Source organism: Nostoc sp. UHCC 0302, from assembly GCF_038096175.1.
In the GTDB taxonomy this organism is placed as follows: Bacteria; Cyanobacteriota; Cyanobacteriia; order Cyanobacteriales; family Nostocaceae; genus UHCC-0302.
Genome location: NZ_CP151099.1, coordinates 3,426,391 through 3,450,809, shown reverse-complemented (window position 1 = coordinate 3,450,809; position 24,419 = coordinate 3,426,391). Strand labels below are relative to the sequence as shown.

Below are 24,419 nucleotides of genomic sequence, written 5' to 3'. Positions count from 1 at the left end.
GCATTTGGGTAATAACTTTAATAAAGTAGAAAAAAGTTATGCTGACTATTCCTTCAACTATTGACCGACGTTTTAAACTTTCAGGCGAGGAGTTTTTATCAGAGTATGTGAATAAATCTAAACCAGTGATTATTTCTGGAGTGATTCAAAATTGGGATGCCTTTACTAAATGGTCATTGCCATATTTTCAATCGATTGCTCCTGGCTTAAAAATATATGCTAAACACTTTCATAAGGGTAAAATTGAAATAGAAAATTTTACTTTTCAGGAATATGCAGATATTTTAGAGAAATACGAGCAGGGCAGAAATCAAAATCAACCTCCTTATTGCCATGATCTGCCATTGTTTAGTTTAATTCCGGCACTTGTTAAAGATGTTCACCCATTTGCTTTAGATTACTTGCCAGAATGGTATACTTATCAATGGTGGCGCTACTGCCAATTTTTTATTGGCGCATCTAACAGCCTAACTCCTCTACATTTTGATTGTCTGCTAACCAATAATCTGTTTTTTCAAATTGTTGGATCTAAACAATTTACTCTCTTCTTACGTGAAGATTCTAAATACTGTTATCGATATGACTGGCGTTGGTTTAAAGTTGATCCAGAGCATCCAGATTTAAAGCAACATCCGCTATATAAAAATGCAACTCCTATTAAAGTCATGGTGAATCCTGGAGATATTTTATATATGCCTCCTGGTACTTTGCATCATGTAAGAAGCTTTGATACATCAATTTCTTTTAATATTGATTGGCACACACAGCATAGTGTATTGCAAGGTTTAGCTGCTGGTTTAAAAGGTATGCCAGCAAAGAATGTCTATTACAACTTTTTGTTGGTACTGGGTTTAATATTTAAAGTGCCACCGCAACTAGTGTTTAGGTTTTATAAATCTTATTTGAATTACGTTTCTTGAACCCAATAATTTCATTTAATTACAGATAGGAAAAATTCAATGAATATCTTTGAAACACGAGAATCTAATGTTAGAAGTTATTGTCGAAGCTTTCCAATCTTATTTCATCGAGCTAAAGGTTCTTTTATCTATTCAGAATCAGGAGAGGCTTACATTGATTTTTTGGCAGGTGCAGGTGCTTTAAATTATGGACACAATAATGATTACATCAAACAAAAGGTTATATCATATTTAGATGCGGATGCGATCGCACATGGTTTAGACTTTCATACATCTGCAAAAGAACAATTTATATCTAAGTTTTCCGAAACAGTATTAACTCCCAAAAACTTAGACTACCGACTTCAGTTTTGTGGGCCTACAGGTACGAATGCTGTTGAAGCTGCATTAAAACTAGCAAGAAAAGTTAAAAAAAGACCAGGCATATTTTCATTCATGGGAGCCTATCATGGCATGACATTAGGTAGCTTATCCATTAGTGGAAATCGTGACATTAAAGCTGGGGCATTTGGTACATCAAATAATGTTACATTTATGCCATTTCCCTATGGATTTATGGAAAATTTTGACACAATAGATTTTATAGAATCAGTCCTCAATGATGTTAATTCGGGAATTGAAAAACCAGCAGCTATAATATTTGAAACGGTGCAAGCAGAAGGTGGAGTGATTGTAGCACCAATAGAGTGGATGCAAAGACTGAGAAATTTATGCGATCGCTATGATATTTTGTTAATTTGTGATGATATTCAAGTAGGCTGTGGTAGAACTGGGCCATTCTTTTCTTTTGAAAGAGCAAATATTATTCCTGACATGGTAGTACTTTCAAAGTCTATCGGTGGTTACGGTTTTCCTATGTCGTTATTATTGTTTAAACCAGAGTTAGATATTTGGGAACCTGGCGAACATAATGGAACTTTTAGAGGTAATCAATTAGCATTTGTCGGTGGTACTGCTGCTCTCGAATATCGAGAAATTGCAAATCTTGAACAAGAAGTTAAAATCAAAGAATCTTTCTTACAGAAATTTTTAACGGAGAAAATCGCCTCAATTAATGAAAAAATAAAAATCCGAGGATTAGGTTTAATTTGGGGTATTGATATTGCCAATTGTGGTGATGCTAGTGTAGCGAAGAAAATTAATTCCCGTTGTTTTGAATTAGGATTAATAATTGAAAAAGCTGGCAGGAACAATACTGTCATCAAAATCTTACCTCCTTTAACAATTGAAATTCCTACGTTGGAGCAAGGGTGTTTTATTATTAAACAAGCCTTTGATGAATGTCTAGCTTAAATTTACAGTTTAAGTCAAATATCTCATAAAATAATTTTCTGCAAGGTAAGAAATAATGCTTAAAATTCAAAATAGATATACGCTGGATGCCGAAGAATTATTTGCTCAAAAAATTTATTTATTGAATCAGTTATCTGGTGAGTTACCAGAAACAAACTTGATTACAGACTATGTTAGGCCGATAATTTATACTGGGAAAAATAAATCACTTAATTTCCAGATGTCGAATGATTTATCGGAAGCTATTATCAAACTTAGCAACAATTCTTATTTATCAATATATTTAATTTTATTGTCTACATTCAGTATATTAATTCATAAATATACTGGGAATACTGATAATATTATTGGTTCTCCTGCTTATCAATTAGAAAGTATGGATGCAACTTTAAATAAAATCATACCCTTACGTATTAGTGTCGAGGATAAGCTAACTTTTAAAGATTTACTTCTTCAAATTAAAGAAATAACAATAGACGCATATAGCCACCAAAATTATTCTGTCGAGGAATTAGCTAAACTCTTAAATTTACCCAGTAATCAGAATCGCCACTTATTCTGTGACATTGTTATTTTGTTAGAAAATATTCACAAACAACATAATTTTGCAGATATCACTAACGATTTGACATTTGCATTTAATACAGTTGATAATCTTATACTTGGCAGAATAGATTATAATGAAAGTCTTTTTAAAGAAGATACTATTAAATCTTTTGTCAAATACTATTTGAATGTTCTTGAGTGTGTTGTTAACAATTTTAAAACTAAGATTAGAGATATCTCTTTTTTGAAATCAGATGATCAGTACCAGCTATTAGAAAAATTTAATAATAAGACAAAACAATACCCTATCACTCAGACGATTGATCAACTATTTGAAAAGCAAGTAAAAGAAACACCTAACAGGATTGCAGTTGAATGTGAAAATAGTCATCTAACATATCAAGAATTAAATGAAAAATCCAATCAACTTGCTAGATTTTTACAGGATTTAGGAATTAAAAAAGGAGAAATCGTCGGAATTCTCAAAGAGCGGGATATCAATTTTTTGATAGGGATACTAGCTATACATAAGGCTAGTGGAGCCTATGTGCCGATTGATAGCCAGTATCCACCTGATAGAATTAAATATATGGTATCTAACAGTGAAGTCAAAATAATTTTGACAGACTCTGACTGTTTAGATATTTTTAAAGGCTTAGAAGAGAATAATCTACATTTGCAATCATTAGTCTGTTTAGATGCTTCACAAAGTAAATCTAAAATCAATGAAATCAATATATACAATCAACATGATTTTGATCATTTACCAAAGAGTAATTTAGCAGCAAGCAACACCGGAATAGCTCCAGCTTATATGCTGTATACATCTGGTTCAACTGGATTACCGAAAGGTGCAATAGTCAGGCATGACGGTGCTATTAACCATATATATGCTCAATTCGATGAACTGGAGTTAACAGCAGATTTTTGCTTTCTGCAAAGCGCACCTTCTTCTACTGATATTTCCGTCTGGCAATTTTTAGCTCCTCTTCTCATTGGCGGTAAGACAGTTATAGTAGATACGGAATCGGGGTTTATTCCTGAAAAGTTATTTAAAGTTTTACAAGAAAACAGAATCACTGTTGTTGAATTAGTCCCAGCAGTATTTGGAGGATTAATAGATTATATTTCCCAATTACCAAACAATCAAAGACATTTACCAGATTTAAAGTGGATGATGGTAGTTGGCGAACCAGTATCGGTAAAGCGGATAAATCAATGGTTGAGTTTGTATCCCTCAATTAGGATAGCTGATGCTTACGGGCCAACAGAAGCTGCGGACGATATCACCCAGTTTATCATTGACAAACCTTTACCAGAGAATCAAAAAACTGTTTCTATTGGTCAGCCATTAACTAACTTAAATATCTATATTCTCGACCGAGAAATGCAATTAGTACCAATAGGATTTCCGGGAGAGATATGTGTATCAGGAATTGGCGTAGGAGATGGCTATTGGAAAAATCCAGATAAAACAAAACTTAGTTTTGTTTCTAATCCCTTTTCTAATCCTACAAAAAAATCACCAGAAGGTAATCCAGATTTAATTTATAAAACTGGAGATTTAGGTAGATGGCTACCTGATGGCAATATTGAGTTTCTCGGACGCATAGATAACCAAGTCAAGATTCGCGGTTTTCGGGTGGAACTTGAAGAAATTGAAGCACTGCTGCGTCAGCATTCATCTGTACGGGAAACTGTGGTTATCGTCCGGGATAATACTGGTGAAAAACGTTTGGTAGCTTATCTAGTTCCTCAAACTGAAAGTCAGCATTCGCCAGAAGATTTAGTGTCAGAACTACGCCAGATGCTCAAACAAAGGTTGCCGCAGCACATGATGCCATCAGCTTTCATGTTGCTAGAAGATTTACCATTAGCTCCCAGTGGTAAAATAGAACGTCGCGCCTTACCTGCACCTGACTTTACACAACTTCAAAAAGACAGTACTTTTGTTGCTGCTTCCACTCCTATTCAAGAGATGCTGACGGGAATTTGGACGGAAGTTCTTGGTCTTGAGAAAGTAGGTATTCATGACAACTTCTTTGAATTGGGAGGTCATTCCCTGCTGGCTACTCGCGTCATTTCTAAAGTGCGCCAGCTTTTTGAGGTTGAATTGCCTTTGCGTCGATTGTTTGAGCAGCCAACAGTAGGGGGATTAGCAACAGTAATTGAGAAAGCTATCAAGACAGGCATAGGTTTAGAAGCTCCTGCTATTGAGCGCATTTCTAGAGATGAGGAATTAAACTTGTCTTTTGCTCAACAACGTTTGTGGTTCCTTACTCAGCTACAACCAGATAGCCCCTTCAATAATCTATCTGCGGCCTTTCGCTTACAAGGTCAACTTAACGAACAGGCGCTACAGCAAAGCCTCAACGAAATTGTCCGTCGTCATGAAGTCTTACGCACCACTTTCAAGACAATTAGCGGCAGACCCATACAAATCATTTCATCAGAGGCAACACTTTTGCTGCCAGTGGTTGATTTGAGTGATTTATCTGCTGATTTACAAGCAGCGAAAGTTGAACAAGTATCACAGATAGAGGCGCAACAACCCTTCAACCTCCAGACTGACTTGATGATACGGGCGAAGTTACTGCGCCTTGGTGAACAAGAATATGTGGTGCTATTGACTTTGCATCATATTGCCTCTGATGGTTGGTCAATAGGTGTATTTGTCCAAGAACTTTCCAAACTTTATCAAGCTTTCTGTACCGGGCAACTTCCTAATTTACCAGAACTACAAATTCAATATGCAGACTTTGCAGCTTGGCAAAGACAGTGGTTGGTGGAAAAAGTTCTAGAGTCTCAACTTGCTTACTGGCGGCAACATTTGGAGGGCGCATCTGCATTACTAGAGTTACCCACCGACCATACAAGGCCTGCTGTTCAGTCCTTCCGGGGTGCTAACTATGCTTTTGAAATTTCTCCAGAACAAACTGCTGCACTTAAAAGTTTAAGCCAGGAACAGGGATGTACCTTGTTTATGACGCTGTTGGCGGCTTTTAAAACGCTGCTATATCGTTATACAGGTAGCGAAGATATTGTTGTGGGTTCTCCCATCGCTAACCGCAATCGCGCTGAAATAGAAGGTCTAATTGGCTTTTTTGTCAATACTTTAGTGTTGCGAACTAAGCTTGAAGGCAATCCCACCTTTGAGGAATTATTGAGTCGAGTGCGTGAGGTAGCTTTAGGAGCGTATTCTCACCAGGATTTACCCTTTGATGTGCTGGTGGAAGAATTGCAACCACAGCGTTCCTTGAGTTATGCACCCTTATTCCAAGTAATGTTTGTGCTGCAAAATGCACCAATGTCAGAAATAGAGTTGTCAGGTTTGAACTTGAGCCTGCTGGAAAACGACAGCGCCACGGCTAAGTTTGATTTGACTTTGTTTATGGAAGATACAGCTTCAGGTCTTGTGGGGACTTTTGAGTACAGTACTGACTTGTTTGAGACTGATACCATACAGCGAATGGCAGAGCATTTGCAGACATTGTTATCGGGAATTATTGCAGATTCCCAGCAGCAACTTTGGGAGCTACCATTGTTAACTGAAACTGAGAAGACGCAGTTAGCAAAATGGAATGATACTCAAACTGAGTATCCACAAACACAGGGCATTCATCAGTTATTTGCAGCGCAAGTAGAACGCACACCCGATGCTGTGGCTGTAGTTTGTGGAGAAGAAAAGTTAACTTACAGGGAGTTAAACCAGCGTGCGAATCAACTGGCGCATTATTTGCAAAAGCTGGGTGTAGGGACAGAGGTACTGGTGGGAATATGTGTAGAACGTTCCCTGGATATGATAATCGGGCTTTTGGGAATTCTCAAGGCTGGTGGCGCATATGTACCATTAGACCCAGCATATCCACAACAGCGGTTAGCTTTTATGTTGGCGGATGCAGGAGTGTCATTTGTCATTTGTCATTCGTCATTTGTTAATAAGTTTGACAAAATGACAGTTGTCTGCGTAGATACTGATTGGAATAAGATTACTCAAGCTAGTCAAGAGAATCCTGTAAGTGAGACTAAATCTGACAATCTTGCTTATGTTATCTACACCTCTGGTTCTACTGGCAAACCGAAAGGAGTTTTGGGGTTACATCGAGGTGCTGTCAATCGTTTTCATTGGATGTGGCAGACTTATCCGTTTACAGAGGGGGAAGTTTGTTGCCAAAAAACATCTTTAAACTTTGTAGACTCAGTTTGGGAGATTTTTGGGCCATTACTGCAAGGAGTAAAGACAGTAATTGTAGGCGATCGCATTGTCAAAGATCCACACCAATTTGTAGAAGTACTTGCTAAACATCATGTCACCCGGCTTGTACTTGTTCCCTCATTGTTGCGTGTCTTGTTAGACATCAGTGGGGACTTGCAAGAAAGACTACCAACATTGAAGTTTTGGGTAACTAGCGGCGAAGCTCTCACCATTGACTTGTTACACAAATTCCGGCAGACACTACCTGATAGCACCTTTTTGAATCTCTACGGTTCTTCAGAAGCATCTGCTGACGTTACTTACTACAGTGTAACTCCTACAGAGCAACTTCCTGAGAAGGTGTTGATTGGTCGGGCGATCGCCAACACACAAATCCATGTGTTAGATCAACACCTCCAACCTGTTCCTATCGGCGTAGCTGGTGAACTATATGTCAGCGGTGCAGGATTAGCCAGAGGTTATCTGAATCAAGCAGAAATGACTCAAGAAAGATTTCTCTTGAAGGCAGAAGGCAGAGGAGAAAGCTATACTCAGCACTTTCATGATAAAAGGTTTTATAAAACAGGAGATTTAGCGCGTTATCGTAGGAATGGTAACTTAGAATTTCTCGGACGCGTTGATCACCAAGTCAAGCTGCGGGGTTTCCGCATTGAACTAGGAGAAATTACAGCAGTCTTAAACCAAAATCCTAAAGTACGAGAGGCTGTTGTTGTAATTAGAGAAGCTGAACTTAACCAGCAGTTAGTGGGATATGTTGTTGCTAATTCCCAACAAGTAATAACTATTAGCGAATTGCATCATCTGCTGAAAGAAACCTTACCAGAATTTATGGTTCCATCAGCCTTTGTGATCTTAGAAAGATTACCACTACTGCCTAATGGTAAAGTCAACTATCAGGCACTTCCTTCACCACAAGGCGTGCGTCCTGAACTAAAACAACAATTACAACTTCCTCAAACTGAGGCTGAGCAAACCATTGCCAATATTTGGCAAGAAGTCCTACGGATTGATGAAGTAGGCATACATGATAATTTCTTTGAACTTGGTGGTCATTCATTACTTTTGATTCAAGTTCATAGTAAATTACAGCAAAAATTTCAACAAGATTTTTCTTTAGTTGAGATGTTTCAATATCCCACTATTAGCCATTTAGCCAAGTTTTTGAGTCAAGAGTCGAGTTCACAATTATTTGCGCTAAAAACTACTCGTGAATTTGAAAGTAGGTCGGCATCTCTACAGCGAAGAAAAGAAGTTAGGCAACAGTATCGAAAATCTCACACAGATTCGAGCCTTATTCATACGGTAGTTCCCCCTGCTGAGGAAAGTGGCGTGCATCTGCACGAAGAGGATAAGTAAGAGAATTTGGAAGCGCCATTGAGGTAATTAGTTCTGCTTGTTGGTGGAGTGCAAAATATTTAAGGTAATATCAAGATGACATTAAGCAAACCAGAAACGTCAAAGCCCAGTTACTTTATTGAGACTGAGGAAGCATTGCATTATGAAATTGAAAAACAAGTAATGCAATTATTTGACATATCTAATCAATCAAATTCTATAGAAGCAAATATAAATGATTTGATTGATAGTTTTTCTGACACGTTTTTAAGCATTCAAGATGCTAATAGTAAGATTGATTTAGATTCATTAGCAGAGCAGTTTTGTGATAGCAAAATTCCAGGTAAGCCTGCTAATATAGAAAACTATTTAGAATACTTAAATAATTATGTAATTGCTCATTCAATACATACTTCTGCTCCCCGATTTATTGGTCACATGACCTCAGCGCTGCCCTGTTTCATGCGACCGCTAGCTAAATTAATGACAGCGATGAACCAAAACTCGGTGAAAATCGAGACTGCCAAAGCTTTGAGTTTTTACGAACGTCAAGCTTTGGCAATGATGCATCGCCAAATTTACAACTTTGCTGATAGTTTTTACAATCAACATATTCAAAATAGTCAAAGTACACTGGGAATTTTGACATCTGGTGGGACAACAGCAAATATTGCCGCTATGTGGTGCGCTCGTAATGCTGTTTTAGGTGCTAAAGATGATTTTTTGGGAGTAGAAAAAGAAGGTTTAACAGCAGCATTAAATTTCTATGGCTATAAAGGAGCCGTAATAATTGGCTCTGAGTTAATGCATTTTTCTTTTGATAAAGCAGCAGATTTGTTAGGTATTGGTAATCGTAGTTTGATTAAAGTTCCGGTTGATAGTAACAACCGAGTGAAAGTGCGATCACTACGTCAAGCTGTGGCCAAATCTCGTGAACAAAACTTGTGTATACTAGCGATTATTGGCATTGCTGGCACTACAGATTCTGGTGGAGTAGATTCGCTGTTAGATATTGCAGAAATCGCCCACGAAGCTAATGTTAATTTTCACGTAGATGCTGCTTGGGGAGGGCCGCTGGTTTTTTCTCAACAACATCGACATAAACTTGCAGGTATCGAACAAGCTAATTCAGTCACTATTGATGGACATAAACAACTTTATCTACCAATGGGCATTGGTATGCTATTTCTAAGTGAACCACAAATGGCACAATCCATTGAAAAACAAGCCAGTTATACCATGCGTAAGGGATCATTCGATTTAGGTAAACGCGCTTTGGAAGGTTCTCGTCCCGGTATGGCATTATTTTTGCATGCTGGACTGAATTTAATTGGTAGTAAGGGATATGAATTTTTAATTGATGAAGGTATCAGGAAAACTCAATATATGGCTGCTCAAATTTGTGCTACGTCTGAGTTTGAATTGTTAGCAGAGCCTGATACAAACTTGATAGTATATCGCTATATCCCAGAGTCATTAAGAGAAGCTACTGTTAAACAAAAATTGACAGAAATAGACAATTTACTGATCAGTAAATTTAATCAACGCCTGCAAAAAATGCAGCGTCAAGCTGGAAGGACTTTTATTTCAAGAACGACAAAAACAACTGAGTGTTTTGGTAAAGAAATTCCTATTATTGCCTTGCGTGCAGTGCTGGCTAATCCATTGACTACCAAAGATGATATTGATACAGTATTAAACGACCAAATGCAGATTGCATCAGAGATTTGCATATCAGATTTAGCAGATATAGAGAATATTTTTCAATTGCAGTAATGGTTGCTTTATATAGCAGTTATGCAGAATTCAGAAGGTAAAATATTATGGGTATGTCGGATGAAATAGCAATAATTGGTATGGCTGGTCGTTTTCCCGGCGCAAACAATATTGATATTTTTTGGCAAAATTTGCGAGATAGTGTAGAATCAATTACTTTTTTCAATGATGAAGAACTACTATCAGCAGGAATTAAACCAACAGTACTGAATGACGCCAGTTATGTAAAAGCGTGTGGTGTATTAGAAGATATAGAGTTATTTGATGCTAATTTTTTCGGCTTTACTCCCAAAGAAGCAGAATTAATCGATCCGCAACACCGTCTATTTATAGAATGTGTTTATGAAGCATTAGAAAATTCTGGCTACAATTCTGAAACTTATCCTGGTCAAATTGGCATTTTTGCTGGTGCTGCTTTAAGTTCTTACTTATTGAATAATTTATTTTCCAACTTTTATCCTCATTGGGATTCGCTAAAATCAGTCGACTCATTCCAAATGTTTATTGGTAATGATAAAGACCATTTACCCACACAAATTTCTTACAAGTTAAATCTAAAAGGCCCAAGCGTTAATGTTCAAACTGCTTGTTCTACATCATTAGTTGCTGTTCATTTTGCCTGTCAAAGTTTGCTAAATGGCGAAAGTGATATTGCTCTGGCTGGTGGTGTGTCTATACATTTGCCACAAAAAGCTGGTTATTACTATGAAGAAGGGGGAATTTTGGCGGTTGATGGTCACTGTCGAGCCTTTGATGCCAACGCTAGTGGTACTATTTTCAGTAACGGTATGGGTGTGGTAGTCCTGAAGCGATTAGAAGATGCTTTAACCGATCGCGATTATATTCATGCAGTAATTAAGAGTTCAGCAATTAATAATGATGGTTCTCTAAAAGTTGGTTATACAGCGCCTAGTGTAGACGGGCAAAGAGCAGTAATTTTAGAAGCACTAGCATTAGCTGATGTTGACCCTGAAACTATTTCTTATGTCGAAACTCATGGTACAGGAACTTCTTTAGGAGATCCGATAGAAATTGCCGCTCTCACACAGGCTTTTCGTGCTAGTACTGATAAAAAAGGCTTTTGTGCGATCGCTTCTGCAAAGACCAATATTGGACACCTCAATACATCCGCGGGTGTGGCTGGTTTAATCAAAACCGTTCAAGCCTTGAAACATAAACAAATACCTGCCAACTTACACTTTAAAACTCCCAATCCCCAAATAGATTTTGCTAACAGTCCCTTCTACGTCAACACAACACTCTCAGAATGGCAAACTAATGGGACACCGCGTCGGGCTGGAGTCAGTTCTTTTGGTATTGGCGGAACTAATGCTCATGTGATTTTAGAAGAAGCCACGAATTTAAGGATGCAGGAGTGCAAGGGCGCAGGGGTGCAGAGAAGAGATTATCTGTTGTGTTTGTCGGCTAAAAATCAGAAGGCACTTGAGCAAGCAACAATTAATCTTGTTACACATTTACAACAGCATCCTGAACTGGATTTAGCTGATGTTGCTTATACCCTCAGTATTGGGCGGCGGACTTTTGAGTATCGCCGTATGGTTGTTTGTCGTGATATTGAAGATGCACTCAAGGCATTAATAATCTTAGATCCACAACGCGTTTTCACTTATTACCAAAAGTCTAGTAATCGCCCAGTTATTTTTATGTTTTCTGGGCAGGGCGCACAGTATGTAAATATGGCGCGAGAATTGTACGGAGTTGAGCCAGTATTTCAAGAGCAAGTAGATATCTGTGCAGACATTCTTAAACCCCACTTGGGATTAGATTTACGTCAGTTAATTTATCCCAATGAACAACAAACACAAACAGCCTCAGCACAACTGCAACAAACAGCCATTGCTCAACCTGCATTATTTGTGATTGAGTATGCCATAGCCAAGTTATGGGTCTCTTGGGGAGTGCCTCCCACTGCCATGATTGGGCATAGCATTGGTGAGTATGTGGCTGCTACTTTAGCTGGTGTGTTTTGTTTAGAAGATGCCTTGGCTTTGGTTGCAACTAGAGGGCAAATGATGCAACAACAGCGTGTGGGAAGTATGCTGGCGGTTTCATTACCAGAAACAGAAGTACAACCCTTTTTAGGTAAAGAGCTTTCTCTGGCTGCAATTAATAGCCCATCTGCTTGCGTCGTTTCTGGGAAAACAGAAGTTGTAGAGGCGCTACAAAACTATTTAGCTTCTAAAAATATAGATTGCCGCCTTCTGCATACATCTCATGCTTTCCATTCTCAAATGATGGAGCCTATTTTGGTAGCCTTCACTGAACAAGTTAAAAAAGCTAACCCTAAGCTGCCCAAAATACCTTTCATTTCTAACCTTACTGGTACTTGGATTAAACCTGATGAAGCTACAAATCCATATTACTGGAGTCAACATCTACGCTCTTGTGTCAGATTTTCGGATGGAATATCTGAGTTATTAAAACAGTCAGAAGGAATTTTTATAGAAGTTGGCCCAGGTCGGACATTAAGCGCTTTAACAAGGCAACATTTACCAACTGATACAAAACAATTGGTATTAACTTCTCTACACCATATCAAAGAACAACAAACGGATTTTTCTTTTATATTAAATACATTAGGTCAGCTATGGATAGCAGGAATAGACATAGATTGGTCGGAATTTTACAGTCAAGCGCAACCTCATCGTGTTCCTTTACCTACTTATCCTTTTGAGCGCCAACGTTATTGGATCGAGGCAAAAATTCCATCATTATTATCAAGCAAAGAAAATCAAGATTTTTCTAACTCTGCGAGTTTAAAAACAATAGATGTACAAGAAGCAACTACGCATTATTCTAGACCAAGTATTGTTAATTCCTACGTTGCTCCTATTAATGAATTGGAAGAACTCATTGCCAAAATTTGGCAAGAAGTTTTAGGAATTCAACAAGTTGGGATTTACGATAACTTCTTGGAATTAGGGGGAGACTCTTTGATTGCAACTCAACTTGCTTCTCGGCTACAAGCAAATTTTCCTGTAGAATTACGACTCCGCGAACTTTTACTACAAGCCTTAACTGTCGCTAAGCAAGCAGAAATGATTGAAGAACTCTTACTAGAAAAAATTGCAGAATTATCTGAAGATGAAGTTCAAAGTATTTTAACAACGTAAGTACCTCTACTCTGGTTTAATAATTATTTATTATGGATAACTCTACCTTATCACCTGGTAAAAAAGCCCTTTTTGAAAAATGGAAGCTAGGTAAATTTAAAACCGAAACTATTCCTCAGCGCCAAGACTATCAGCCTGTATATTTGTCCTTTTCTCAACAAAGACTATGGTTTATTGACCAACTTTATCACGGCAGTTCTTTCTATCATGTCTCTAGTGCTTTGCATTTAAAAGGATTACTAAATGTAACGGCACTTCAGCAAAGCCTCAACGAAATTCTCAAACGACACGAAGCATGGCGTACCATTTTTGTGGCAGGAGGTGAACAGCCGACACAGATAGTTTTATCTCAATTAACTTGGGAGCTAGCTGTAATTAATGTTGAGCTTTTATCAGATAAAGATTGGCAAAAAGAAATTAAACGAATAGCTATAAAAGAAGCACAAAAACCTTTCAATTTAGCTAATGCGCCATTAGTAAGAGCAACTTTATTGCGCTTGAGTGAGGCAGAACACATATTACTTTTAACCATACATCATATAATCACAGATGGATGGTCTATGGGTGTGTTCGCACAAGAATTAGCAACGCTGTACACTGCTTTTTGTGCGGGTAAACCTTCTCCCCTCCCAAAACTCCCGATTCAGTATGCAGACTTTGCTATTTGGCAACGCGATCGCCTCAAAGGAGAACTACTTAACACTCAACTTAATTACTGGAAGCAGCAATTAGCCGGTCAGCTTCCTATACTTCAGTTACCTACAGATTATCCACGTTCTGCTATTGCTAGTTTTAAAGGTGCAAAACAATACTTTACTTTATCTCAAGAATTGACAAAAGCATTAAATGAGTTGAGCCAGCAAGAAAGATGTACCTTATTTATGACTTTGCTGGCAGCATTTAATACATTACTTTATCGCTACACAGCACAAAAAGATATTTTAGTAGGTTCTTCTATTGCTAATCGTAACCGTGCTGAATTAGAAGGTTTACTTGGTTTATTTGTAAACAATTTAGTATTGCGTAATAACCTAAGTGGTAATCCTACTTTTAGAGAACTTTTAGGTCGGGTGCGAGAAGTAACTCTCAATGCTTACGCACATCAGGATTTACCTTTTGAAAAATTAGTCGAAGAATTGCAACCTGAGCGAGATTTAAGCCGTAATCCTCTGTTTCAGGTAATGTTTATCCTCCAAAATGCACCGGATTTTGTTGAAGAAGTTTCTGGCTTAACTCTGCGTAGTTTAGAGATTGATCACGGTACATCTGAATTTGATATTTCTGTATCAATCTCCGAATCGGAACAGGAGCTAAGTGGATTTTGGGAATACAATACAGATTTATTTGATGCAATCACAATTCAAAGATTTATTGAGAATTTTCAAACTTTACTAGAAAGTATTGTTGTAAATCCTGAGCAAAACATATCAAAATTACCATTATTAACAACCAAAGAACAAGAGCAATTATTAGTAAAGTGGAATAACACTAATGCCGATTATCCTTATGATGCATCTTTACATCACTTATTTGAGCAGCAAGTTAACAGATTTCCCGATGCTTTAGCATTAATTAGTCAATCAGAACAGCTAACTTATCAACAACTCAACCAAAAAGTAAATCAGCTTGCTCATTATTTAAAAAAGTTGGGAGTAACTACCGAAACTATTGTAGCTATTTGTCTAGAACGTTCTGTAGATATGATAGTAGCGATTCTAGCGATTTTGAAAGCTGGCGGTGCTTATTTACCACTAGACCCTAATTATCCAGTTGAACGCCTTCAGTTTATGCTGGTTGATTCTCAAGTGTCATTGATGATTAGTCACACATCATTAATTAATCGTTTGGGAAAAGTAAAAGCGATCGCTTTAGATACTGATTGGGAAATTATCCAACAAGAAAGTCACGAAAATCCTCTCAGTACATCTAGCGCGAATCATCTAGCTTATGTGATCTACACCTCCGGTTCAACCGGAATTCCTAAAGGTGTTCTAGGGACTCATCGTGGTACAGTTAACGGCTTACACTGGCTATGGAAAACCCATCCGTTTGCGCCAGGGGAAGTTTGTTGCCAGAAAACAGCCATTAGTTTCGTAGACTCAGTATGGGAAATTTTTGTCCCCTTATTGCAGCAAATTCCCACCATTATTATCCCCGATGCGATCGCCAAAGACCCCCAACTTTTACTCGAAACTCTGGCTGAATACCAAGTTTCACGCCTTGTGCTTGTCCCCTCATTACTGCGGCTACTTCTAGATAATTACGGACACATCACTCAAAATTTGTCCCATCTTAAACTTTGGATTGCTAGTGGAGAAGTATTATCTATCGATTTAGTAAATAGTTTTCAACAGTTGTTACCAAATGCAAAATTAATTAACCTTTATGGTTCCTCGGAAGTCTCAGCTAATGTAACTTATTACGACACAAGTTTATTAAGTGAGAAAACTCCAACAGTTCCCATAGGTTACCCCATAGACAATACACAAGTTTATGTCTTGGATGATCATTTGCAACTTGCTCCCATTGGCGTAGTTGGAGAATTATATATTGGCGGCGATGGATTAGCCAAGAGTTATTTGCATCGTCCACAACTGACTCAAGAAAGATTTATTGATAACCCCTTTAAAAAGCCTGAAATCAGAAGTGTGAAGGATGAATTGGATCAATCAGATAGACTTTACAAAACTGGTGATTTAGTACGCTATCGTAACAACGGTCAACTAGAATATTTCGGTCGCCATGATGACCAAATAAAAATTCGTGGCTTTCGTGTAGAGTTGGGAGAAATTGCAGCAGCGATCGCTCAACATCCATCTGTGCAAAATTCTGTTGTTATCGCTCATAATGATGCTCAAGGGGATAAAACTTTAATTGCTTATGTAGCCACACAAGAAAAAGATATAATTCCACAGTTACAAGAATACTTGCAGCAGAAATTATTAAATTTCATGATTCCATCTGCTTTTGTATTATTGGATGAAATACCGCTTACACCAAATGGTAAAATAGACAAGCAAGCACTTTCAACTCATGATGTAATTCGTCCCAAATTCAATAAATCTTTTGTTGAGGCTACGACTTTTACAGAATTAGCCTTAGTAAGAATCTGGGAACAACTTTTCAACACAAGCCCCATTGGAATTACAGATAACTTTTTTGAATTAGGAGGGCATTCCTTTTTAGCTGTGCGCTTAATGGCACAAATTTACGAGCTATTTGGACATAACCTTGCCCTATCTACCCTTTTTGAGAATACAACAATTGAAAAACTCGCAAAAATTGTTAGCCAACCAGTAAGTTTAAGTTCAAATTCCCTATTAGTAGCAATTCAATCTTCCGGTTCCTATCTTCCCTTCTTCTGCGTACACGCAGCTGGGGGAGATGTTAACAACTATTTAATTTTAGCCAGTAAATTAGGTAGAGAACAACCATTTTATGCTCTAGAACAACCCCCTCATCGGCAAGAATTCCATACTCTTTCTGTAGAAGAAACAGCAACTTACTACCTCAAAGAAATTCGTACTGTACAACCCAAAGGGCCTTACCTTTTAGGAGGTTGGTGTTACGGTGGTGTAATTGCCTTTGAAATAGCACAACAACTACAAAAACAAAATGAAACCGTTGATTTACTGGTGGTAATTGACGCAATATTGCCAAAAACTATCATCCAGCCAACCAAAGATGATGATGCTAAATTAGTCCTGCGTCTGGCTGAAGCTATAAAAAACTGGTTTGGCATAGAATTTGCAGTTTCATATACTGAACTGCGAGATTTACCAATAGATGAGCAATTCCATCTATTATTTAGCAAAGCGAATCTCAAAATTAGCGATGCAGAAATGGAACAACATCTGCAAAGTTACAAGCTATTTAAAGCGCATATCCAAGCCATGCGTAATTATACTCCCCAGATTTATCCTCATCAAATTACATTATTGAAAGCCAGCGATATAATTGCCCACGACTTTGAAAGTCAAGAGTTCCATACAGATGATCCTTTATTAGGTTGGGGTAAATGTTCTCAACAACCCATCAATATGATAGAGATTCCTGGTAATCATTTTTCTATCTTTAGTGAACCTTATGTCCAAGAACTAGCCAATAAATTAAAAAAATCTCTCATTCATGCTCAAAAATTCTAAATCATTCCTCAACAACTTCTTATCCTCTTTGCGCCTCTGCGTAAAATTTCAAAATGAAAATACCTGAAGTAAATTATATTCCTCTCTGGCTAAACATTATTAAAATAGCCAATGATCCTCTAAATCATCTCGATGCTATAGCCAAACAATATGGCGATATTTTTATCATAAAATTTGGTTCTACACCAATAGTATTTCTTAGCAATCCCCAAGCAATTAAACAGATTTTTACCAATACAAAAGAGATTAATTCTCCTGGTGAATTAAACGAAGAAATGGCATTAATCACCGGAAACCAAGGCTTACTACAGCTCGATGGCTTACGTCACAAACATCGACGTAAACTGATTATGCCAGCTTTTCACGGTATTAAAATGCAAGCCCAAGGAAAGCTAATTTGCGACCTGACAAAGAAGGTCATGGATCAACATTTGGGAAGAAAAACCTTCATAGCCTATCCCACCATTGAAGAAATTACCTTACAAGTAAGCATGGAAGTTGTGCTGGGCTTACGTGAGGGAGAACGCTACGAAAAACTCAAGCACCTACTTCCTAACATACTTAAGAGTATGCGATCGCCCATCATGCAGATTACCTCCATTTTCCCATTTCTGCAACGGGATTTAGGAAGATGGAGTCCGTGGGGATACCTCATGCACCTCCGTCAGGAGATTTTTCAACTGCTCTACGCCGAAGTTCAAGAACGTCGCCAACAAGCAGACACTTCCCGCACAGATATCCTATCCGAGTTAATATTTGCTCGTGATGAGATGGGTGAACTCATGACAGATGAAGAAGTACGTGACCTGTTACTCTCACCCTTATTCGCTGCTCAAGATGCTTCTGGCGTTGCAATCACTTGGTTATTGTACTGGGTTCATCACCTACCTCAAGTTCGTGAACAATTGCTCCAAGAACTTGCTAGCCTTGGTGACTCTCCTGACCCCATGAGCATTGCCCAACTTCCTTATCTCAGTGCTGTTTGTAACGAAGCTCTGCGGATTTACCCAACTCAATTATTCACCTTTCCCCGTCGAGTAGAATCACCAACTGAACTTATGGGCTATGCCTTGAGTCCAGGAACTCTACTCATGGGCTGTATTTATCTCACGCATCAGCGTCAAGATTTATACTCACAACCCAAACAATTCCAACCAGAACGTTTTCTCGAAAAACAATACTCACCCTACGAATTTTTCCCCTTTGGTGGCGGCGCTCGTACCTGTATTGGCGCAGCCTTAGCCGTATTTGAAATGAAACTACTATTAGCAACTATTCTCTCAAACTATCAATTAACACTAGTTAAAAAACAACCAGAGCAACCTAAATTTGAAGGTCTCATGTGTTATCCAGCTAGCGGTGTCAAAATGCGTATCTCTGCAAAAACTCCGCGACCCTCTGCGGAAACCTCTGCGCCCCTCTGCGTTTAAAAAATATAACCCACTATGAATCTACCTCAAGGCCCAAAACTCCCCGCTTGGTTGCTGAGAATGCAATTTGCAGCCGATCCCCTTAATTTTCTAGATAAAATGAACCAACGTTATGGTGACATTTTCACTATCATGTCTGATTCTACACCCCTGGTATTTGTGGGTAATTCTCAAGGAATGAAGCAGATTTTTACCAATACAACAGAAATTATCGCCTCTGGAAAATTGAACGAAGAAGCAGCGCCATTAGTGGGGAAAAACGGATTACTTCTGCTCGATGGTTTACGCCATAGATATCGGCGCAAACTCCTGATGCCTCCCTTGCACGGTACTAAGATACGAGCCTACGGACAAGAAATTTGTGACTTGACAGAAAAAGTCATGAGTCAGCTGCCCATTGGCAAATCTTTTTTAGCCTACCCAACCATGCAAAAAATTACCCTTGAGGTAATTATAAATACTTTATTCGGCTTACATGAAGGCGATCGCTACGAGAAATTTAGGCAATTGCTTGCTAATTTAATGAATTATGCGCGATCACCCTTTGTGGAAATACCCTTATCCTTTCCCTTCTTGCAACAAGATTTAGGGCGGTGGAGTCCGTGGGGTTACTTTCTTTATCTGTGGCGACAATTTGACGAGCTACTTTACGCCGAAATTAGCGATCGCAAAGCGCGTCCTGCGCCTGACTCTCTTTTAGGGAGTGGGGGCTGTCCGAACGAAGTTCGGACAGGGGCGCATACGGGCGATCGCCACCAGCAACCAAACTCTTCTGCTAATGATGTCCTCTCCGAGTTAATATTTGCCCGCAACGAAACGGGTGAATTGTTGACAAATGAAGAAGTACGCGATTTATTTCCTTCATTATTATTCGGTGGTCGGGATGCTTCTGCAACTGCAATAACTTGGGCATTGTACTGGGTTCACCGCCTACCCACAGTCCGCGAACAATTACTCAAAGAAATCAAAAGCTTGGGTGATTTTCCCGACCCAATGAGCATTGCCGAACTCCCTTACCTCAATGCTGTATGTAATGAAATCTTGCGGATTTATCCAACTCAAGTGGTAACATTTCCCAGGAGAGTAGAATTACCAACTGAGCTGATGGGCTATAACTTGAGTCCTGGAACAGTCATCATCGGCTGTATCTATTTAACACATCACAATAAATATTTATACCCGGAGCCACAACAATTCCAACCAGAACGTTTTTTAAAAAAACAATATTCTCCCTACGAATTTCTGCCTTTTGGTGGCGGCGCTCGTCGTTGTCCTGGGGAAGCTTTGGCTTTCTTTGAAATGAAACTAGTATTGGCAACTATTCTTTCACACTATCAATTAGCGTTGACCAATACACAATCAGAAAAACCCCAGCCACAAGGTGCAAACTATCCTCCAGCTAGCAGATTAAAGATGATGTTGTGCGAAATTAAACAACATCAAGAACAGCAACAACAGGGAATTCGTTGTTAATTACAGCAGTTTGTAAGAAAAGGCAGTGTAATATCTGAATTTAAAATCTAGATATAAAGACTTTTTAATTTTGACTTCTGAAGTCTGCTGTAAATTGAGCATCTAAAGATGGGTTTTAATCCAAATTTTATGCAATTATACAAATTACAAATACTTTATACTTTTGTAATTCAAAAAAGCTTCAACTACCAAGACTTGCATACTAAGTCACAAATTAGCAGCTAATATGACTACCGAACCGCAATCAAAAATTGCTCATGAAATACTAAATAGTAATCTAATTCAATTGATGGTGAAATTCACTATCCCCGGTATTTTAGGAATGCTATTGATTGGTTTTAATACTTTTTTAGATGTCTTATTTGCTGGACAACTGATTGGTGAAACTGCGTTAGCAGCCATCTCTTTAGCACTACCACTTACTTCTATTGTAGTTGGTTGCGCTCATTTGGTAGGAGTGGGTTCTGCCTCAGTTCTCAGCCGAGCGATGGGAGCAGAAGATGTCAAAACTAAGTCCAGAATTTTTGGTACTTTAGTAATCATGAGTGTGATTATTGCCTTTTTTATCACCATCTTAGGCTACTTTGGTAGTGAATCATTAATTGCATTCATGGGAGGAGAGGGTGAAGTAGCAGCCTCTGGTGCAGAATATTTTCAAATTTATAGTCTTGGATCAGTGTTTTATATCTTAGCTGTAGCTTCTAGTCAGTTGATTAAAGCAGAAGGTAAAATCCGGTTGTCTATGATTTTTGCCGGAATCTTTGTGATTGTTAACGCTATTTTAAATCCGATATTTATTAGTGTTTTTAACTGGGGCATTCGAGGAGTAGCACTTGCAACAGTAATTGCTATGTTAGTTTATAGTATTTTGAATGCTATTTATTTTCTCTCAACTAAAAGTTCAATTCCTGTTTCCATTCAAAAATTGACTCTAGCAATAGACTTAGTGCCAGCAATTCTATCGGTAGGATTAACCGCCCTATTAATGGAAATAATTAGCTTAGTAGAACAATCTGTAATTTTTAAATCTATTGCTCAATATGGAACTGATCACGATATTGCCGTTGCTGGTGCAACGCTGAGAATATATGCTTTGGCATTTATTCCTATAGAAGGTTTTGTGCAAGCTTTACAGCCAATAATTGGCATGAATTATGGAGCAAAAAACTATTCCAGACTCAAGCAAGCATTTTTCACTTTTGGAATTGGTGGAACATTATTTTTAGGATTAATTTGGTTGCCTTTACACTTATTGCCAGCAACATTTTTAGGTATATTATTACCATCAGTAAACTTTAGTAATGATGATTTAGTGAACTTTCAAATTATTAACTCACTACTACTAATTTTGCCTTTAGGTTTTTGTAGCGTCACTTTATTTCAATCCATTGGTAATGGTAAGGCAGCAGGTCTATTGATTTTAGCGAAAACTCTCTTTTTTCTTATTCCATTTGTATTGATATTATCAGCATATTTAGGTGTTAGGGGTGTGTATTATGGAATGTTATTTTCAGATATTTTGGTAGTTTTAATTTCTTTATTAATCACTTGGCTAGAGTTTAAAAAACTTGGTAATGAAATCCGATTAGTATAAGTAAAATTCAACATTAGAAAAATAAATGAATCAAAAAAAAGAAGGTGCTGTAGTAATTACAGGAGCATCTACAGGAGTGGGCCGAGCAACTGCACTCTTGTTAGATAAGCAAGGTTATCAAGTATTTGCAGGAGTTCGTAAAGAAAGAGATGCTGAATTAATTAAGCTAAATTCATCAGTTAATTTAACACCAATTATTCTCGATGTAACCAAAATAGAACAGATTAAATCTGCCACAGAAATTGTCTTATCAACCATTGGAGAAAAAGGATTACTTGGATTAGTAAATAATGCCGGAATATTAGTAGATGGGCCATTGGAATATCTGGCAATAGATGAGCTAAGATGGCAATTTGAAGTCAATGTAATTGGACAGGTAGCTGTTACCCAAGCTTTTTTACCAATGATCCGCCAAGCCAAAGGACGGATTATTAATATTGGCTCTGTTTCTGGCAAAATTTCTTCACCGTTTTTCTCAGCATTGTGCGCTTCCAAGTTTGCCTTAGAAGCACTGACTGATTCTTTAAGAATGGAATTACATCCTTGGGGAATTGAAGTGATTTTGGTTGAGCCTGGCTCAATCGCTTCCGCAGCGCCAGACAAAGTAGAAGCAAGTTTGCAAAAAAAACTAGCCAATATGTCACCTATAGCTAGAGCTATGTACGGTGATATTTACAAGTTTTCTTTAGAGCAGTTAATCAAGTCAAATCGGATGGGAATAGCACCGGAAGAAGTTGCAAATGTGATTCAGAAAGCTTTAGAAGCTAATAAACCTAAAACTCGCTATTTCGTATCTAAGGAAAAAGTGATTTTAAATTTGCTCTTGATGTTGGCGAAGATTCTTCCAGACAGGGTTTGTGATGCAATTCAACTCCAAGACTTGGAATTAAAAAATTAATAACGAGGTTAGTCATGACTGTATCAGAATCTATATATGCACCTAGCAATACACCATTTCAAATGTCTGCAATGGAATGGATACACGCCTACTGGATGTCTCGATGTGTTTACGTAGTGGCTAAACTTGGTATTGCAGATATACTTAAGGACGGCCCTCAGCACTGCGACGCTTTGGCGACTGTCACCAATAGCCACAGCGATGCACTTTATCGCATATTGCGAGCCTTGGCGAGCGTTGGCATTTTTGCAGAGATTAAGCCGCGTTATTTTGTGCTAACTCCACTAGCAGATTGTTTGCAAAGCAACGCCCCTGACTCGGTTCGGGCAATGGCAATTTTGCGGGGTGAGGAGCATTATTACAAAGCTTGGGGAGATTTAATGTACAGTTTGCAGACTGGAGAAAGTGCCTTTGAGCGTTTGTATGGCATGGATTTGTTTCAGTATAATGACCAAAATCCTAGCCAAGGTGAAATTTTTGATCGAGCGATGGCAGAGTCAGAAGAGACAAATTCCTTGGTTTTAGAGGCTTATGATTTTTCTTCCATTGGTAAGTTGGTTGATATTGGTGGTGGTAAAGGCCGCTTACTGGCTATCATTCTCCAAGCTTACCCTAGTATGACAGGGATGCTATTTGACCGACCAGATGTGATTGAGCGAGCTAAAAATTCTTGGGATTTAGCCGTAAGCGATCGCTGCGAATTTATTGGGGGAAGTTTCTTTGACGCTATTCCCACGGGAGGAGATGCTTATATTCTCAAGCATATTATTCAAGACTGGGATGATGAGCGATCGCTAGCTATTCTTCAACGCTGTTATCAAGTTATGAAAACGCAAAGTCGATTATTGGTAATAGACTTTGTAATTCCTCCAGGAAACGAGTTTTATGGCAGTAAATTTATAGACGTCAATATGTTAACAATGTGTCCTGGTGGACGTATTCGTACTGAAGAGGAATTTCAAGAGCTATTTAAAACCGCAGGGTTCAAAATTACTAAAATTATCCCAACTGAATCAGAGGTTAGCATTATTGAGGCAGTTAAAACTCTGTAGGTTCAAGGGGCGACAATCATCACAAAACCAAGCCAGATAAAGGTTTTGGAGGTACAGACCCCCTGAAAAAATCGGCTGCTTATTGAGAATGAACTGTATGAGGGTAGTAGACCAGTCTATGGAAATCAGTTTTGTGGTAAAAAAGAACGGTCTCGTAATTTGACTAAAACCGTCATTATAATGCTGGCATCATTCTACCAAAACTTTTTAGAAAAATACCTGAATAAAGCACAGTTAATCACCCTAAAGATGTTGGTGTGGTTACTACTCTCATCAAAAACAAGTGAAGATTATTGACTGGCAGCGACACTACCATTACCAATACAACAAAACAGTCGTAGACGGTATTTACAAAGATTTTTAACACTGAATGCCTTGAGTGTAGTATTGTTATGGTTTCCAATTATTGAAGCCCTAATTAACCAACATTTTAAACTGGGGTCACAATTAACCATTGTGATGGATAGAACACATTGGAAAGAAAATAATGTGTAGATGGTGAATGTGATTTACCAAAAAAGAGCGTGGTCAATATATTGGTGTTTGTTAGAGAAAGATGGTTGCAGTAACCTCACTGAACAGAAAAAAGAGTAACTTTAATTATTTA

At 38.2% G+C, this 24,419-nt stretch carries 11 protein-coding genes; all 11 read left to right on the top strand.

Translation table 11 applies throughout. The annotated features are described in order from the left end of the window. The first annotated feature begins 38 nt into the window (after positions 1–38). The 11 genes from WKK05_RS14940 (at position 39) to WKK05_RS14890 (ending at position 23,812) form a co-directional block, all read left to right on the top strand. The gene (locus tag WKK05_RS14940; RefSeq protein WP_341530415.1) at positions 39–920 is read left to right on the top strand and encodes a cupin-like domain-containing protein; all 882 of its coding nucleotides are present in this window, start codon (positions 39–41) and stop codon (positions 918–920) included. 39 nt (positions 921–959) lie between these two features. After that, positions 960–2,213 carry a diaminobutyrate--2-oxoglutarate transaminase gene (gene ectB, locus WKK05_RS14935; RefSeq protein WP_341530414.1) on the top strand — a complete coding sequence of 418 codons (1,254 nt, stop codon included), beginning with the start codon at positions 960–962 and terminating at the stop codon, positions 2,211–2,213. A 55-nt stretch (positions 2,214–2,268) separates the two neighbouring features. Beyond that, on the top strand, positions 2,269–8,331 hold the full coding sequence (locus tag WKK05_RS14930; protein ID WP_341530413.1) for an amino acid adenylation domain-containing protein: 6,063 nt from the start codon (positions 2,269–2,271) through the stop codon (positions 8,329–8,331). Positions 8,332–8,406: 75 nt separating this feature from the next. Further along, a complete protein-coding gene (panP, locus tag WKK05_RS14925) occupies positions 8,407–10,086 on the top strand; it encodes a pyridoxal-dependent aspartate 1-decarboxylase PanP (RefSeq protein WP_341530412.1) in 1,680 nt (559 codons plus the stop codon). 47 nt (positions 10,087–10,133) lie between these two features. Then, on the top strand, positions 10,134–13,220 hold the full coding sequence (locus WKK05_RS14920) for a beta-ketoacyl synthase N-terminal-like domain-containing protein (RefSeq protein WP_341530411.1): 3,087 nt from the start codon (positions 10,134–10,136) through the stop codon (positions 13,218–13,220). Between the two features lie 32 nt (positions 13,221–13,252). Continuing rightward, complete coding sequence (locus tag WKK05_RS14915) at positions 13,253–17,365, top strand: amino acid adenylation domain-containing protein (protein ID WP_341530410.1); 4,113 nt, start codon at positions 13,253–13,255, stop codon at positions 17,363–17,365. A gap of 53 nt (positions 17,366–17,418) precedes the next feature. Then, complete coding sequence (locus WKK05_RS14910) at positions 17,419–18,795, top strand: cytochrome P450 (RefSeq protein ID WP_341530409.1); 1,377 nt, start codon at positions 17,419–17,421, stop codon at positions 18,793–18,795. Positions 18,796–18,810: 15 nt separating this feature from the next. After that, on the top strand, positions 18,811–20,268 hold the full coding sequence (locus WKK05_RS14905; RefSeq protein WP_341530408.1) for a cytochrome P450: 1,458 nt from the start codon (positions 18,811–18,813) through the stop codon (positions 20,266–20,268). 226 nt (positions 20,269–20,494) lie between these two features. Further along, complete coding sequence (locus tag WKK05_RS14900) at positions 20,495–21,862, top strand: MATE family efflux transporter (RefSeq protein WP_341530407.1); 1,368 nt, start codon at positions 20,495–20,497, stop codon at positions 21,860–21,862. A gap of 25 nt (positions 21,863–21,887) precedes the next feature. Next, positions 21,888–22,760 (top strand): SDR family oxidoreductase, encoded by an 873-nt coding sequence (locus tag WKK05_RS14895; protein WP_341530406.1) that lies wholly within the window; start codon positions 21,888–21,890, stop codon positions 22,758–22,760. A 14-nt stretch (positions 22,761–22,774) separates the two neighbouring features. After that, a complete protein-coding gene (locus WKK05_RS14890; RefSeq protein ID WP_341530405.1) occupies positions 22,775–23,812 on the top strand; it encodes a methyltransferase in 1,038 nt (345 codons plus the stop codon). The last annotated feature ends 607 nt before the right edge of the window (positions 23,813–24,419 follow it).